At 59.2% G+C, this 14,366-nt stretch carries 15 protein-coding genes; 2 read left to right on the forward strand and 13 right to left on the reverse strand.

Translation table 11 applies throughout. From position 1 onward, the window contains the following. Positions 1–38: 38 nt before the first annotated feature. Entirely contained in the window at positions 39–920 is an 882-nt protein-coding gene (gene tsf / locus BOA8489_RS01385) for a translation elongation factor Ts (protein ID WP_093972181.1), read from the forward strand. Between the two features lie 345 nt (positions 921–1,265). Here the strand turns inward: tsf and BOA8489_RS01390 are convergent, their stop codons facing one another. The 9 genes from BOA8489_RS01390 to BOA8489_RS01435 form a co-directional block, all read right to left on the reverse strand. Further along, complete coding sequence (locus tag BOA8489_RS01390; RefSeq protein WP_245813619.1) at positions 1,266–1,997, reverse strand: LuxR family transcriptional regulator; 732 nt, start codon at positions 1,995–1,997, stop codon at positions 1,266–1,268. A gap of 14 nt (positions 1,998–2,011) precedes the next feature. Continuing rightward, entirely contained in the window at positions 2,012–2,452 is a 441-nt protein-coding gene (gene aroQ / locus BOA8489_RS01395) for a type II 3-dehydroquinate dehydratase (protein ID WP_093972182.1), read from the reverse strand. A gap of 558 nt (positions 2,453–3,010) precedes the next feature. After that, a complete protein-coding gene (phoB, locus tag BOA8489_RS01405; RefSeq protein WP_093972184.1) occupies positions 3,011–3,700 on the reverse strand; it encodes a phosphate regulon transcriptional regulator PhoB in 690 nt (229 codons plus the stop codon). Positions 3,701–3,703: 3 nt separating this feature from the next. Continuing rightward, on the reverse strand, positions 3,704–4,414 hold the full coding sequence (gene phoU, locus BOA8489_RS01410; RefSeq protein ID WP_093972185.1) for a phosphate signaling complex protein PhoU: 711 nt from the start codon (positions 4,412–4,414) through the stop codon (positions 3,704–3,706). 15 nt (positions 4,415–4,429) lie between these two features. Continuing rightward, the gene (pstB, locus tag BOA8489_RS01415) at positions 4,430–5,191 is read right to left on the reverse strand and encodes a phosphate ABC transporter ATP-binding protein PstB (protein ID WP_245813620.1); all 762 of its coding nucleotides are present in this window, start codon (positions 5,189–5,191) and stop codon (positions 4,430–4,432) included. A 48-nt stretch (positions 5,192–5,239) separates the two neighbouring features. After that, entirely contained in the window at positions 5,240–6,586 is a 1,347-nt protein-coding gene (pstA, locus tag BOA8489_RS01420) for a phosphate ABC transporter permease PstA (protein ID WP_093972187.1), read from the reverse strand. Then, a complete protein-coding gene (gene pstC / locus BOA8489_RS01425; protein WP_093972188.1) occupies positions 6,583–8,058 on the reverse strand; it encodes a phosphate ABC transporter permease subunit PstC in 1,476 nt (491 codons plus the stop codon). The genes pstA and pstC overlap by 4 nt, the downstream gene beginning before the upstream one ends. 79 nt (positions 8,059–8,137) lie before the next feature. Beyond that, entirely contained in the window at positions 8,138–9,178 is a 1,041-nt protein-coding gene (locus BOA8489_RS01430; RefSeq protein ID WP_093972189.1) for a substrate-binding domain-containing protein, read from the reverse strand. Between the two features lie 154 nt (positions 9,179–9,332). After that, the gene (locus tag BOA8489_RS01435) at positions 9,333–10,361 is read right to left on the reverse strand and encodes an ATP-binding protein (protein ID WP_306345737.1); all 1,029 of its coding nucleotides are present in this window, start codon (positions 10,359–10,361) and stop codon (positions 9,333–9,335) included. 251 nt (positions 10,362–10,612) lie between these two features. On the opposite strand from BOA8489_RS01435, the gene BOA8489_RS01440 reads away from it, so the two are divergent. Further along, positions 10,613–10,999, forward strand: coding sequence for a hypothetical protein (locus BOA8489_RS01440; protein ID WP_093972191.1), 387 nt, complete (start codon positions 10,613–10,615; stop codon positions 10,997–10,999). A 4-nt stretch (positions 11,000–11,003) separates the two neighbouring features. On the opposite strand, the gene BOA8489_RS01445 is transcribed toward BOA8489_RS01440, so the two are convergent. Genes BOA8489_RS01445 through BOA8489_RS01460 form a run of 4 tightly spaced genes read right to left on the reverse strand, consistent with a single transcriptional unit; the run spans position 11,004 to position 14,333 of the window. Then, complete coding sequence (locus BOA8489_RS01445; RefSeq protein WP_093972192.1) at positions 11,004–12,185, reverse strand: trans-sulfuration enzyme family protein; 1,182 nt, start codon at positions 12,183–12,185, stop codon at positions 11,004–11,006. Positions 12,186–12,209: 24 nt separating this feature from the next. Beyond that, on the reverse strand, positions 12,210–12,740 hold the full coding sequence (locus BOA8489_RS01450; protein WP_093972193.1) for a gamma carbonic anhydrase family protein: 531 nt from the start codon (positions 12,738–12,740) through the stop codon (positions 12,210–12,212). Continuing rightward, positions 12,737–13,378 carry a guanylate kinase gene (gmk, locus tag BOA8489_RS01455; protein ID WP_093972481.1) on the reverse strand — a complete coding sequence of 214 codons (642 nt, stop codon included), beginning with the start codon at positions 13,376–13,378 and terminating at the stop codon, positions 12,737–12,739. The genes BOA8489_RS01450 and gmk overlap by 4 nt, the downstream gene beginning before the upstream one ends. Positions 13,379–13,406: 28 nt before the next feature. Next, a complete protein-coding gene (locus BOA8489_RS01460; RefSeq protein ID WP_245813621.1) occupies positions 13,407–14,333 on the reverse strand; it encodes a YicC/YloC family endoribonuclease in 927 nt (308 codons plus the stop codon). Between the last annotated feature and the right edge of the window lie 33 nt (positions 14,334–14,366).

The following is a 14,366-nucleotide window of genomic DNA, read 5'->3' on the forward strand; positions in this document are numbered from 1 at the left end:
AGTCGCGTCCGCACCCGTTACATTTGAGGAGAGCCGAAATGGCAATCACAGCTGCACTTGTGAAAGAGCTGCGCGAGAAATCCGGCGCAGGCATGATGGACGCCAAAAAGGCGCTGACCGAAACCGACGGCGACATGGAAGCCGCTCAGGACTGGTTGCGCACCAAAGGCCTTGCAAAGGCTGAAAAGAAATCTGGTCGCACCGCGGCAGAAGGCCTCGTCGGCGTTTCCGCATCGGGCGGCACGGCCGTTGCGGTCGAGATCAACTCGGAAACCGACTTCGTCGCCAAAAACGCCGAATTCCAGGCGATGGTCGCAAGCATCGCATCCGTCGCTGCTACCGTTGATGACATCGAGGCGCTGAAAACCGCCAAGATCGACGGCAAGCCCGTCGCCGACGTCGTGACCGACGCGGTTGCTAAGATCGGCGAAAACATGGGCGTGCGCCGCATGGCCAAACTCTCCGGCGACAATGTAGCGACCTACATCCACAATGCCGCCGCCGAAGGCATGGGCAAGATCGGCGTTCTCGTGGCCTATACGGGCGACGATGCCGAATTCGCGCGCGGTGTTGGCATGCACATCGCAGCCATCAACCCGGCAGCCCTGTCCGAAGCCGACCTTGACGCGGACACGGTCGAAAAAGAGAAGCAAATCCAGATGGATATCGCCCGCGAGAGTGGCAAGCCGGAAGCTGTCATCGAAAAGATGATCGGTGGACGGATGCAGAAATGGCTCTCCGAGGTCACGTTGTTGAATCAGCCCTACGTCAAAAGCGAAGACGGCAAGACAACCGTCGGCAAAGCCGCCGAAGCCGCTGGCGTAACGATCACTGGTTTCGTCCGGCTCGAAGTCGGCGAAGGCATTGAAAAAGTGGAAGAAGACTTCGCCGCAGAAGTCGCGAAAGCCGCCAAAGGCTGATCCAAAGAAAAAGGCGGAGCCGCCGGGACGCTGCTCCGCCTGATACACTTACCCACCCTGCGCGCGACCAATGGGGATGAGGAACTGGCGCAGGCTTCACTCGTCTTGTTGAATTGCCGGCCATTTGACGGAATATACGCCAGCAGGCCGGCGTCGGTTACCCGACCCCCCACGGTTCCACCCGATATCACGAGCGTTGACAGAGGGACGTTCCAAAGGACAAAGCCTCCACTCACGGAACGCTTGTAGTATGCCCACCAAATTGACGTCAGGGAAGTATGGTTTTCCATACCGCCAGCTCTTTTCGCGACAGACCGGTGAAGCGACCGCGAAACGCCTTGTTCGTCAGCCCTCGAACATAAAGAACTGCCGCTGAAGCGACGCTTTCATGATTGCCTGAGCTGTGGTCTCGACCTCAAGGGCTTCACGCGCCTTGCGCAGGTGCTTTTCAACCGTCGCGGGCGTCAACCCCATGATTGTCGCCGCGTCCTGCGTCGTTTTCCCTTCGCTTACCCACTCCAAAGCCTCGCGCTGGCGCTTTGACAGTCGCTGCTGGGCGGCAGGAACGGGCAGGGAGGCCAGCTTCAGATGCGCAACATGCGCCAGGATTTCGATTTCCTCGCCCTTGTCCTTCCAAATCCCATCGACATCCCCCTGGTTCAGACCCGACATCGCCGTCAGACCGATGGCGGCTTTCTGGCGAGGGGAGGGGTCCGGAAACGACACTGTCAGGCCCGCCAACACATCGAACTCCTTGTTCAACTCCAACACTTTGAAATTGTCTTTCGTCAGAGTATCCGCGATCCGGGAGACATAGGACCAGGGCATTCCGCCCTCATTTTCGACAGCCCAGACCGCCATGGGCGCATAAACGAACATCCGTTCCGACACAAAGGCGCGCACGTAATCATCCGGATGGTTGGACAATATCAGCATGTCCGCCGGATTTCCCAGCGATGCCTGCGTGCGAAACCGCGTCATTCCATATAGAAGACGGTCAAACCCGTATCGCGCCATCTCCTCGACAAGGATTGCCCAGGTTGCCTCAACTGATTTCGCGCAAAGTAGTCTCAGCAATACGGAATTCACTGCTACAGCACGCTCAGATGTTCGGCCAGGGCCCTGATTGCCAAGGCATATCCCTGAATCCCGACGCCGGATATGATGCCCACCGCCGCAGGCGTGATAAAGCTGTGATGGCGAAACGGCTCGCGAGCGTGAATGTTCGAGATATGAACCTCGACCACGGCCATTTCGGTTCCGACAATGGCGTCATGCAGCGCAATCGACGTATGCGAATAAGCACCGGCGTTCAGCACGATCCCGTTGTGGACACCGCGCGCAGCGTGGATGGCATCGACCAGAACACCTTCGTGGTTCGATTGCAGACAGTCGATCTCCAGCGCAAACTCTGCCGCGGTATCACGACACAGCACCTCGACATCCGCCAGCGTCGCCGTGCCATAGACATCGGGCTGGCGCGTTCCGAGAAGGTTCAGGTTGGGACCATTCAATATCAGAAGCGAAGCCATAGTATATTCCTTTGCGCATTAGTCATTCCTTGATGTGTTAACCAAAGCCAAACAAGGGAAAAGAACGAAAAGTCTACTTGTAGCAGCGACTAACTCAAGGCTGTGCCAAAGAAGGAACAAGTCCAGCGCTTCGGAAGGGCCGGAAATCGATGCATGAAGAGTGCAGGATAAGTAACCGTTATCAATGTAGAATTGAGCACACGCCACTTTAAGGATAGCCAGTAGTTAACATAATATTGGTTATGCGAATTGCAGATGGCGGATTGGGCACACCCCCTTTGGCTGTAAATCACACCCGGCTGAAGAATCTCAAACCCAGTGATCTCGAATTCATACATCCCCGAACGATCCCGCTTTTCCGCCCGCGCAATCAGCTTGCCTGCTTCACTGGTGAAACCCGCGTGCGAGGTATGAATTGCACGACAGCAATGACTTCCGACCGGGTAATCATACTTGAGCATTTTCAGAACTCTGCTTGGGCAATAACACGTCCGAACAAATCGTATGCCAGCGCGCGCGAAGTCCACTTGAACCGAAAACGCTTTTCCCACGCCAAGACTAGCCCAAGGCATACCCGGCACCGCGCACCGTGCGCAAAGGATCGTCCCCACCTTGGCTGCACAGCGCCTTGCGCAATCGGCCGATGTGGACATCCACGGTGCGCGTATCGACATAGATGTCGCGCCCCCAGACCCGATCCAGCAATTGCTCGCGTGACCAGACCCGTCCGGGCTTTTCCATGAATGTGCTCAGCAGCCGAAACTCGGTCGGCCCCAGCTTAATCGCATCCCCTTTGCGCGTCACACGATGGGTTTCGGCATCCAGCACGATGTCACCGTACTCCAGACGCTCGCCAATCGCACCGGGACGCGTGCGCCGCAACTGAGTGCGCACCCGCGCCATCAACTCGACCACCGAGTACGGCTTGACCATGTAGTCATCCGCACCCGTCTCAAGGCCCCTGACCTTGTCCACCTCTTCGCTGCGCGCACTTAACATAATAACTGGTACATTCCGCGTCCGGTTATTTGCTTTCAGACGCCGACAAATCTCGATCCCGGAAATCCCCGGCAACATCCAGTCCAGCAGAATGATATCGGGTTGCGCTTCATCGACCAGCACCATCGCATCGTCACCATTGTCGGTCTTGGTGACCTCGAACCCTTCGGCCTCAAGGTTATACGTCAGAACCTCAAGCTGGGCGGCCTCGTCTTCAACAACCAGAACGCTGGGCGTGCCCGTCGACATGGATCACAGCCCCTCTGCAACGTAAGCGGTCCTGTCCTGTTTCGGGCGCGTATCATCGGGCATGCTGCCGGTCACAAGATAGACCACTTGTTCAGCGATCGACGTCACATGATCGCCCATCCGCTCGATGTTCTTGCCGATGAAATGCAGGTGCATACAGGCGGTGATATTGCGCGGATCTTCCATCATATGGGTCAGCAATTCGCGGAACAAAGCCGTGTACATCTGGTCCACGTCCTCGTCGCGCAGAATGACCTGCTGCGCCAGTTTCTCGTCGCGCTGAATATAGGCGTCCAGCGCATCGTTCAGCATCAACTGCACCTCCCGTGACATGCGCCGCACCGAAGCAGAGGTGCCATCCACGTCCGGCGTTTCCGCCAGGATCAGCGTGCGTTTGGCCAAATTCTTGGCGTAATCGCCGCACCGCTCGAGGTTCGCGCTGATCTTGATCACAGTCAGAACCGTGCGAAGATCACCTGCCGTCGGCGCACGCAGGGCAATCACCCGCGCGGCTTCCTCGTTCACCTGTTCTTCCAGCGCGTCGATGGCCTTGTCGGCCTTGCGGACCTGCTCGGCCAGTTCAATGTCGCGATCTTCCAGCGACCGCGCAGATTCAAGAATGGCGGTTTCGACCATCCCGCCCATCTTCATCAAGGTCGCCTGAAGGGCTTCCAGATCTCTGTCAAATGCCGATGCGATATGTGCTTCGTTCATGTCCTGCTCGCTCCCCTACCCGATCCGTCCGGTGATATAACTCTCGGTTCGGCTGTCTTCGGGGTTGGTGAAAATATGCCCGGTCTCGCCATATTCAACGAGATCGCCCAAGTGAAAAAACGCAGTTTTCTGGCTGACACGCGCCGCCTGCTGCATGGAATGTGTAACGATAACAACGGAATACTGCTGCCTCAACTCGTCGATAAGCTCCTCGACCTGTGCGGTGGCAATAGGATCGAGCGCCGAACACGGCTCGTCCATCAAAAGAACTTCAGGCTCGGTCGCAATCGCGCGCGCAATGCAAAGTCGCTGCTGCTGGCCACCTGAAAGCCCGGTGCCGGGCTGGTCCAGACGATCCTTCACTTCCTCCCAGATCGCACCGCGCCGCAATGACTTCTCGACGATCTCGTCCAACTCGGCCTTGTTGCGCGCCAGCCCGTGTATGCGCGGGCCATAGGCGATATTGTCATAGATCGACTTCGGGAACGGGTTCGGCTTTTGAAACACCATACCGACCTTGGCGCGAAGCTGCACCGGATCAACCTTGGCGTCGTAAATATCCTCGCCATCCAGCAGGATCGAACCGGTCACCCTTGCGATATCGATGGTGTCGTTCATTCGGTTAAGGCACCGCAGAAACGTCGATTTCCCGCACCCCGACGGTCCGATGAACGCCGTCACGGTATTGCCCTCGATCTCGACCGAGACATTCTTGATCGCATGCGTGTCGCCGTAAAAGACGTCCACACCGCTGGCTGAGATCTTGATATCGTTCATTTGCGTCGTCCGATTTGTTATGCGCATGTCGTTCACGGTCCGTCCCCTTTACCAGCGACGTTCAAAGCGACGACGAAGGATGATAGCGATGAGGTTCATCAACAGCAAAAAGACCAGCAGCACGATGATAGCGCCTGAGGCCCGTTCCACAAAGGCCGGGTCGGATCTGGTCGTCCAGTTATAGATCTGCACCGGCAAGGCCGAGGCCGGATCGAAAAAGCCTTCGGGCGGTGCGCCGGGATATTCGCGCACAAAGGCGACCATCCCGATCAGCAAGAGAGGCGCGGTTTCCCCCAAAGCCTGCGCCAGTCCGATGATGGTTCCCGTCAGAATACCAGGGGCGGCCAGCGGCAGAACATGGTGAAACACCGTCTGCATTTTCGACGCCCCTACCCCCAATGCCGCTTCGCGGATTGACGGCGGCACAGACTTCAGGGAAGCACGCGTTGCAATGATGATGGTCGGCAATGTCATCAGCGTCAGCACCAGACCACCAACAATCGGCGCGGACTGCGGCAAGCCTGCGAAGTTGATGAAGATCGCCAGACCCAGAATGCCGAAGACAATCGACGGCACGGCGGCAAGGTTCGAGATATTCACCTCGATCAGGTCCGTCAGCCGATTTTTTGGCGCGAATTCCTCAAGATAGATCGACGCCGCGACCCCAATCGGCAAGGCCAGAACCAGGACAACAATCATCATGTATAGCGAGCCCAGAATGGCCACGCCCAGCCCCGAAGCCTCGGGTCGGTTTTCCGAAGCATCCGGCGAGGTGATAAAGCCCCAGTTGAAGGTCCGCTCCAGCGCGCCCGTGTCTTTCAGCGCATCGGCCAGCATAAGCTGCTGGGGCGTAACGTTGCTGTCCAGCTCGGCGCTCGCCATGGTCACGCGGCCCTTGTAGTATCCGTCTATCCGGCCCGATGCGAGAAACTGGAATTCAACCGTTTCGCCAACCCGATCCGTGTTTGCCAGAACGAAATCACGCAAATCCGCCGCAGCCTGTTTCGAGATCAGATCGACCGGCTTGCTCAACCCCTCGATCTCTATTCCCTCGGCCGCGATCCGGTCCTCGATGGCGGCGGTGATCAACGGCGCATAGCCAAAGGTCGATACCTTGGCCATCTCGTCGCGGTCGCGATTGCCGGTCTTGTCCAGCTTGTCTTCCGCCAAAACCACGTCCAACGTGATGAAGGTCTGGCTGAACGCGCCGATGCCATTGCGGACAATCGACGTCAGCAGAAAGATCAACGCCAGCACAGCCACGCTGACCGCAATCATGCCGTAGATCTGGAACCGCCGCTCGGCCGCGTTGCGCCTTTGGGTGCGCCCGTCCTGCACCAGCAACGAGCCCTTTCTTGGCGCGCCGGATGCTGAGTTTGCCGTGATATCGCTCATTCGTATTGCTCCCGATATCTGCGCACAATCCAAAGCGCGAGGACATTCAAACCAAGTGTGATTGTGAACAACGACAGGCCCAACGCGAAGGCCACAAGCGTTTCAGGCGACGAGAAGTCCGTGTCCCCGGTCAACTGACTGACGATCTTGACCGTCACCGTCGTCATCGCCTCAAACGGGTTCACCAACTCGCCCAGACCCCGGTCGAACTGCGCCGCCGCCGCCCCTGCCCCCAGCACGACGATCATCGTTTCGCCAATCGCGCGCGACGCCGCCAGCAGGATTGCACCGACGATCCCCGGCAAGGCCGCAGGCACGACGACTTGCCGGATCGTTTCGGATTGCGTCGCGCCCAGACCATAGGAGCCGTCGCGCATCGCCTGCGGAACCGCGTTGATGATGTCATCAGACAGAGACGAGACGAAAGGAATCAGCATGATCCCCATCACCACGCCCGCCGTCAGCACCGACGACGAGCTTTGCCCAAGCCCCAAAGGCAGCGCAAAGTAATCCCGCAACATCGGCCCGACCGTAATCAGCGCAAACAGACCGTAAACAATCGTCGGAATACCGGCCAGAACCTCGATCGCAGGCTTGGCGACAGACCGCACGCGGCTGGTCGCGTATTCCGAAAGGTAGATCGCTGCGAACAACCCTACAGGGACTGCTACCAAAAGCGCTATGAACGAAATATAGAGCGTTCCCCACAACAAGGGCAGGATCGCCAACTCCGAATTGCCCCGAAAATCCGGCGCCCATTTCGTGCCGAAGAAAAAGTCCTGCCACGAATGTGCGGCGAAAAAGTTTCGAGCCTCGAAAAGCATCGAAAACACCAGTCCGACGGTCGTCAAAATCGCAATCGACGCCGCCAGGATCAGAACCGTCAGGATGCCACGTTCCACCGTGTTGCGTGCGCGAAAATCCTTGTTCGTCACAAGATAGGACACCCCGAACCCGCCCAGTGCCGCCAGCAGAACCGCCACGCTCATCAACGTTTCGCCCCAGGACGACAGGCTCCGATAGGACCGTGCCGCTACGAAAACCTCCGGCGAGATATCCGAGCCAAGCGCCACACCTGCCGCGCCCAAACGATTGCGAAGATCGCTCAGAAAGGCCTCGTCCACCGCGCGTTCGCTTGCCAGAAGCGGCGCGTCCAGCGCCTCAAGCCCCTCCGAAACCCGCCGCACGTCGCTCATGACCAGCCCGCGCGTCGATGTGTCGGAAATCGCGCTGTCCGGCAATTGCGACGACACGCGACTTTCGATCCACAATGGCTGCACCAGCAACCAAAGCACCAGCAATCCAAACGCGGGCGTGATCACCGTCAGCGCGACGTTCCAGCCATAATATGATGGTAGCGAATGCAACACGCGCGCGTCACCGCCCGCCGACGCCACTGCTCGGCTGCGGCCCATGACAAAGCCAACTGCCGCCAGAACCAGAATGATCGCAATGAGCCAGATCAGCGGCATGTCGCCCTCAAGGTCTTAAGTGGTGAAGATGAGAAAGGGCGCCGACTGCGCCCTCTCCCGTGATTATCAGCGGTTCAGATCAGCTGCCCGAGCTCATTGTCTCTTCGGCTTCGATCATCATCTGAGTTTCGGACAGAACCGGATCGGACACCAGACCATATTGGGCCAGCGGGCCGTCAGGACCGGCGATCTCATCCGCGACGAAGAACTGTGCGAATTCCTTCAGGCCAGGAATAACGCCGATGTGTGCTGCCTTGATGTAGAAATAGAGCGGACGCGACACGGGGTATTCGCCGGTCGAGATCGTCTCGGTCGAAGGTGCAACACCCGACATCGTCGCCACTTTCAACTTGTCGGTATTGTTTTCGTAAAACGCCAGGCCGAAGACGCCGACACCGTTCGAGTTCGCGTCGATACGCGCCAGCGTCTCGGTATAGTCGCCATCGATATCAACCGAACGGCCATCGGTGCGCACGCTCATGCAAGCGTCTTCCGCGTCGTCTTCGCTCAGACCCGCGCTCATCATGCCTTCCACAGCGCCGGAAGCTTCGCAACCAACCAAAAGTACTTTTTCTTCAAACACTTCACGTGTGCCGTGCTTGGTGCCGGGAATGAACGCCTGAATTTCAGCGGCAGGCAGGCTCGAGTCGACCTCGTTCCACATCGTGAACGGGTTATCTTTCATTTCGCCGTCCATGAAGACCTGCTCGGCCAGCGCCATGTACCAGTGATCTTCGGTGAACGAGGTAAAGGCCGGGCCGTCGATCTGGCTGGCGAACACGATGCCGTCATAGCCGATACGCACTTCGATGATGTCGGTGACGCCTGCATCTGCACAGGCAGCAACTTCGCCTTCGCGAATTTTGCGCGACGCGTTCGCGATATCGATGGTGTTCTCGCCCACGCCTTCGCAGAACCGCTTGAGGCCGGCCGACGACCCACCGGATTCAACAACCGGGGTCGGGAAATCGAAGTTCTCACCGAATGCTTCGGCGACGATGGATGCGTAAGGAAGTACGGTCGAGGAACCGGCGACCTGCACCTGATCACGGGCGGCAGCAGCGGTTGTGGAAATGGCAAGAACGGCGATGGTCGAAACGGTATGCTTCGCTTTCATCATTGGTTTTTCTCCTAAGTCAGGTTTCCGACCGCCCCACGCGGTCTTCGCCCCGGTCCTATGGTGTGCTGCTGAAGCTTTTGCGACAGTTGTGTAACAGTTTCATGACAGTGGAATAATTCGAAAAATAAAGGGAAACCGTCCCGCGATGACTGCGCTACTGCGCAATTTCCGCCGGTAAAATCACCGTAAAAACAGCGCCTTGTCCGGGCGTGCTTTCAATGCGCAACCGACCGCGATGGCGGTTGACGATATGCTTCACAATCGCCAGCCCAAGCCCCGTTCCGCCAAGTTCGCGCGATCTGTGACTATCGACTCGGTAGAATCGCTCGGTCAGGCGTGGAATCAGTGCCGGATCAAAGCCGGCCCCCGTGTCCGACACCGACACAACTGCCGCCGGACCGCGAGTCATGGGGTGGTTGTCCACCCTCTCCAGCCGCAGCGAAACCGTTTGGCCCTGCCCCGAATATTTCAGCGCGTTTTCGATCAAGTTGGTGAACACCTGTGCCAGTTGATCCGCATCACCCGGTATCTTGACCGCCTCATCAAAAGTGTCGCGCACCACGGTCATGCCGCGCTCTTTTGCCAAAGGCTCAAGCGCATTCGCGACCGATCGCACCACACCGGCCAGATCAACGATTTCGGACGGACGCATGCGCTCCGTCGCCTCGACCCGGTTAAGCGACATCAGATCCTCGACCAGTCGGTTCATCCGCGCCGCCTCGCATTCCATGATTTCCAGAAAGCGCGCCTGTGCAGCCGGGTCGTTCTTCGCCGCACCGCGCAACGTTTCGATAAAGCCGATCAGCGCCGTCAGAGGCGTGCGCAACTCGTGGCTGACGTTGGCTACGAAGTCACGCCGCATCGCGCCGGCCTCTTCGGTTGCCGTCAAATCCTCGAACGTCATAAGGACCGATCCATCCGTCTCGATCCGCGCCAGATGAACAAGCCATGTCTTGTCGCGCCGTGCTTCCGTCGACAGATATCGCGCGCGCCTTGCCGCGCCGTCGGTCATGATCTGATCGATTGCATCGAGCAGGGTCGGCTGGCGAAACGAGGTGATGTAATGGCGTCCCAAAATCCCCGATCCGAAAAGCTGCGCCGCTTGGCGGTTGACCGCAGAAACCCGCTCGTCCGTACCGATGACCACAGCGGGCAGAGGCATGGCATCGACGAAGTGTTGCACGATCGGTTTCCTCGGAAATGCTGGTTTATGGTTAACGTGCCTATGAAAGAGGCTTTTCGGGGGCGCGCTTCCGTTTGTAAAGCTGGATCATCTAGAAAATTTGCAACCTTGGCGTGTGTTTTTCACGTTTTTTTCCACCAAGGGTATTTTAATTTCCGGAGCTTCCCTTAATCTTAAAGACCTGTGGAGTCAGTATTCATCCTGACCTTGCCGCCAAAATACGTTTTCAAGAAGACGGGAAGTCAAAGAAAATGAACTGGGAACAAACGAAACTAAGCAGACTGGACGTCGCCTCGATCAGTGGACTCGAGGACCAGACAGTCGCGGTTCTCGCGGTTGGGGAACCCGAGGAATGGTTGCAAAGCGGCCAGAAAGCACCGCGCGCCGGCAATGTTCGCTTCGTCTCGATAGATGAAGTGAGCGAGTCGCTGCTTGAGCATCTGTGTCCGACGGTTGTCATCTCGCCTGCCTTGTCGCGACGATTTGATTGCATCGATCTTGCGCAGATCCTTTGCAGTCATAAGTACAAAGGCCGTTACCGGGCTGTATCGCGCGAACTACCGAATCCGACCATGGTCGGACGCGAGATTCGCAACCTCTGTCCCGGACTCGACTTCGCCATCCTCGTAGATCGATAGTCCGTCAGACCTCGCACGCGGCGCGAACCGCTGTATCGAACGTTGCAATCAGCGCGTCCGCCGGTTCGCAGCCTACCGAAATCCGAAAGAACCCCTCGGATATGCCAAGAGCGGCGCGTGCCTCGGGCGTCAAAGCCCGGTGAGAGGACGTCGCCGGATGACTGATAGTCGTCGCGATATCCCCTAGCGTGGGCGCAAAATTCAACCCCTCCGCCGCGCGCACAAAAGCATTCGCCCCCGCACGACCACCTGCGATCTCGAAGCTCACCATATGCCCGCCCTCACCGCCCAGCAGCGAAATGCTACGATTGTGATCGGGGTGATCGCTGCGCGCTGGATACAAGACCCGCTCCACGCCCGGCATATCCGCGAGTGCATCCCCAAGCCGCGCCGCTGTTGCCGTGCAGCGTTCATACCGCAGATCGAACGAATAGAGCCCCCGCTCGGCCAGCCAGCAATCAAACGGTGACGCCGTGAACCCCATGCTGACGGCCAGCGTCAAGAACCGCGCGGCTAAATCAGGGTCCCTCGCCGCCACATAGCCCAGCGTCGCGTCCGAATGTCCCGCCATCAGCTTCGTCACCGAATGGATTACGATATCCGCTCCCCGCGCCAGAGGCTGGCAGCCGCGCGGTGTCGGAAATGTGTTGTCGACCGCCACCAAAACCCCCCGCGCCAGCGCCATCGCGATGATTCCGTCAACATCCGCCACGCGCAGCGTCGGGTTCGACACGGTCTCGATCAGGATCAGGCGTGTTTCGGGCCGGATCGCGGCCTCGAACGCCGCGACATCCGTCGGATCCGCCAGTGACGTCGCGATCCCCAGTCGTGGCAATTCCTCATTCATCAACCGCAAGGACCGCCCGTAAAGCTGATCCGCCCCCAGCACGTGATCCCCGGCCCTGACCGTACCCAAAAGCGCGACCGTCACGGCCCCCATGCCCGAGCCCGTCACCACGCCGCCCTTTGCGCCTTCCATGGCATCGACCATCTGCCCCAGCACCTCGGCGTTAGGGTGGCCTTCGCGCGCATAGGTAAAGCCCTTGGCCCCGCCCTCATACTGCGCGTCCAACGCGTCGGGATCGTCCGAGGCATAGACCACCGAGGGCTGTAACGGGTTCACCACCGGACGACTGACGCTGCCCGGCCAGGGTGTGCGAAAGGGCTTTGACGGCGTGTCGGACATGGCCGCGTCTCCTTGAGAATTGGTTTAGGTTAACGGGGCCAGTCCGGCCCGATACTGACGCATCCGCGCCCGGTAATTTTCCGCCGATACCAATAAGTTGGCCTGCGCACCTTCATCCAGTTCGCGCACCACCTTGCCCGGCATCCCCATCACCAGACTGCCATCCGGGATGACCTTGCCCTCGGTCACCAACGCACCCGCGCCGATCAGACACCCTTTGCCAATCTTCGCGCCATTCAGCACCGTCGCGCCCATCCCGATCAACGAGCCATCTCCGATCTCGCAGCCGTGGATCATCGCCTTGTGCCCGATCGTGCAATTGGCCCCGATCACCACCGCAAACCCCGGATCCGCATGGATCACCGTGTTCTCCTGCACGTTGCTGCCTGCCCCGATCGTCAGCCGCTCGGTATCGCCGCGAAGCGTGCAGCCAAACCAGATCGACACACCCGCCTCAAGGACCACATCGCCGACCACATTCGCATCCGGCGCGACCCAGAAATCACCATCCTCGGGCACCACGGGCGACACGCCATCCAGCGCATACAAAGTCATAAGCCACCGTCCTCGAATTCATCCTGCAACTTGCGCACATGGGCCATCAGGCCGGGCTGCTGTGTGCGCCGCAAACGTTCGGCGGTGATGATCGTGCGCAACCGGTCCTCGGTCGTGTCCAGATCATCGTTCACCAGCACATAATCGTAACTATCCCAATGGCTTATCTCATCCCAACTGCGGGTCATGCGCTTGGCGATCACCTCGGCGGAATCCTGTCCCCGGGATTCCAGACGCCGCCGCAACTCGTGAATCGACGGTGGCAGCAAGAAGATTGACAACACATGCGGCGCCAGCGGCGAATTCGCGATCTGTTGGGCACCCTGCCAGTCGATATCGAACAGCACATCCGCACCCGCCTCGATCGCATCCTGCACAGGACGGTGCGGCGAGCCGTAAAAGTTGCCGAACACAAAGGCATGCTCCAACATCTCGCCATCCCGCACCATCGTCTTGAACGCGGCCTCTTCGACGAAATGGTACTCGCGCCCGTCCGCTTCCCCCTCGCGCGCACTGCGCGTCGTGGCCGAAACGGAAAACCGGATATCGCTGTCCCAGTCGCGCAAACGCCCAGCCAAAGTCGATTTTCCCGCCCCCGAAGGCGATGACAGAATGATCAAAAGCCCGCGCCGCGCCATGCTCCTGGTGTCGCTCATCCCTGCCCCCTCATTCGATATTCTGAACCTGTTCGCGCATCTGGTCGATCACCGCTTTGAGGTCAAGACCAACCGCCGTCAACGCGCTCGATTGCGCCTTCGAACACAGTGTATTGGCTTCACGATTGAACTCCTGCATCAGGAAATCCAGCTTGCGCCCCACCGGGCCTTCCGCCTCCAGCAACGCGCGCGCCGCTGCGACATGCGCGGTCAGACGGTCCAACTCCTCGGTCACATCCGTCTTGACGGCAATCAACGCCAGTTCCTGCAACAGGCGCGCCTCGTCCGGCACGTCCGTCGCCTCCAGAAGCCGCGCCAGATTGCGCTCCATACCCGCCCGCGCGGCGTCCGCGCGTTCGCCCGCCGCCTCGGCTGCCAAAGCCTGCAGCCGCGCAACCTCGTCCAACTGCTGCACCAGAACTGCGCTCAAAGCCGCCCCTTCGCGGGCGCGATCCTCGTCAAAGGCCAGCAATGCCGCCTTGAAAGCTTCGACAATCGCGTCGCGCAAGGCTGCTGTATCGCCCGTACCCGCCTCGCGCTGCTCGACCACACCGCGCATCGCGGCGATGTCGCAGGCTCGTGTCGGCACCAGGGCAAGCCCATGTGCCGATGCGCCCGCTTCGATCTCACTGAGCAACTCCAACGTCGCCTGAAACTGCGCAGCGTTCAGCGCCAGCGCGGGTGCGGCCTCATCGCGCGTCACGCGGATAGAGACCGTGACGCTGCCGCGCGACACATGCCCCTGCACCGCTTTGCGCAACACCGGCTCCAGCCCCTCGATCCAGTCGGGTGCGCGAAACCGCATATCCAGCCCGCGCCCGTTCACCGCCCGAATGTCCCCGCTGAAGGCCCAGTCGCCCGAGCTTCCGCTCAACGCCCCGTACCCCGTCATCGACCGCAAACCGGCCTGAGGGTCGTTGCCTTGTGTTTCCGTCATCGTATTAACCTTTTGGTAAGAAAGAAGCGGAAA

It is taken from the genome of Boseongicola aestuarii, assembly GCF_900184815.1.
In the GTDB taxonomy this organism is placed as follows: domain Bacteria; phylum Pseudomonadota; class Alphaproteobacteria; order Rhodobacterales; family Rhodobacteraceae; genus Boseongicola; species Boseongicola aestuarii.

What these genes read in the sequence shown, in the direction of transcription:
- tsf (WP_093972181.1), top strand. Translation starts at nt 39, where the DNA reads ATGGCAATCACAGCTGCACTTGTGAAAGAGCTGCGCGAGAAATCCGGC.
- aroQ (WP_093972182.1), bottom strand. Translation starts at nt 2,452, where the DNA reads ATGGCTTCGCTTCTGATATTGAATGGTCCCAACCTGAACCTTCTCGGA.
- phoB (WP_093972184.1), bottom strand. Translation starts at nt 3,700, where the DNA reads ATGTCGACGGGCACGCCCAGCGTTCTGGTTGTTGAAGACGAGGCCGCC.
- phoU (WP_093972185.1), bottom strand. Translation starts at nt 4,414, where the DNA reads ATGAACGAAGCACATATCGCATCGGCATTTGACAGAGATCTGGAAGCC.
- pstB (WP_245813620.1), bottom strand. Translation starts at nt 5,191, where the DNA reads ATGAACGATATCAAGATCTCAGCCAGCGGTGTGGACGTCTTTTACGGC.
- pstA (WP_093972187.1), bottom strand. Translation starts at nt 6,586, where the DNA reads ATGAGCGATATCACGGCAAACTCAGCATCCGGCGCGCCAAGAAAGGGC.
- pstC (WP_093972188.1), bottom strand. Translation starts at nt 8,058, where the DNA reads ATGCCGCTGATCTGGCTCATTGCGATCATTCTGGTTCTGGCGGCAGTT.
- BOA8489_RS01430 (WP_093972189.1), bottom strand. Translation starts at nt 9,178, where the DNA reads ATGATGAAAGCGAAGCATACCGTTTCGACCATCGCCGTTCTTGCCATT.
- BOA8489_RS01440 (WP_093972191.1), top strand. Translation starts at nt 10,613, where the DNA reads ATGAACTGGGAACAAACGAAACTAAGCAGACTGGACGTCGCCTCGATC.
- BOA8489_RS01445 (WP_093972192.1), bottom strand. Translation starts at nt 12,185, where the DNA reads ATGTCCGACACGCCGTCAAAGCCCTTTCGCACACCCTGGCCGGGCAGC.
- BOA8489_RS01450 (WP_093972193.1), bottom strand. Translation starts at nt 12,740, where the DNA reads ATGACTTTGTATGCGCTGGATGGCGTGTCGCCCGTGGTGCCCGAGGAT.
- gmk (WP_093972481.1), bottom strand. Translation starts at nt 13,378, where the DNA reads ATGGCGCGGCGCGGGCTTTTGATCATTCTGTCATCGCCTTCGGGGGCG.
- BOA8489_RS01460 (WP_245813621.1), bottom strand. Translation starts at nt 14,333, where the DNA reads ATGACGGAAACACAAGGCAACGACCCTCAGGCCGGTTTGCGGTCGATG.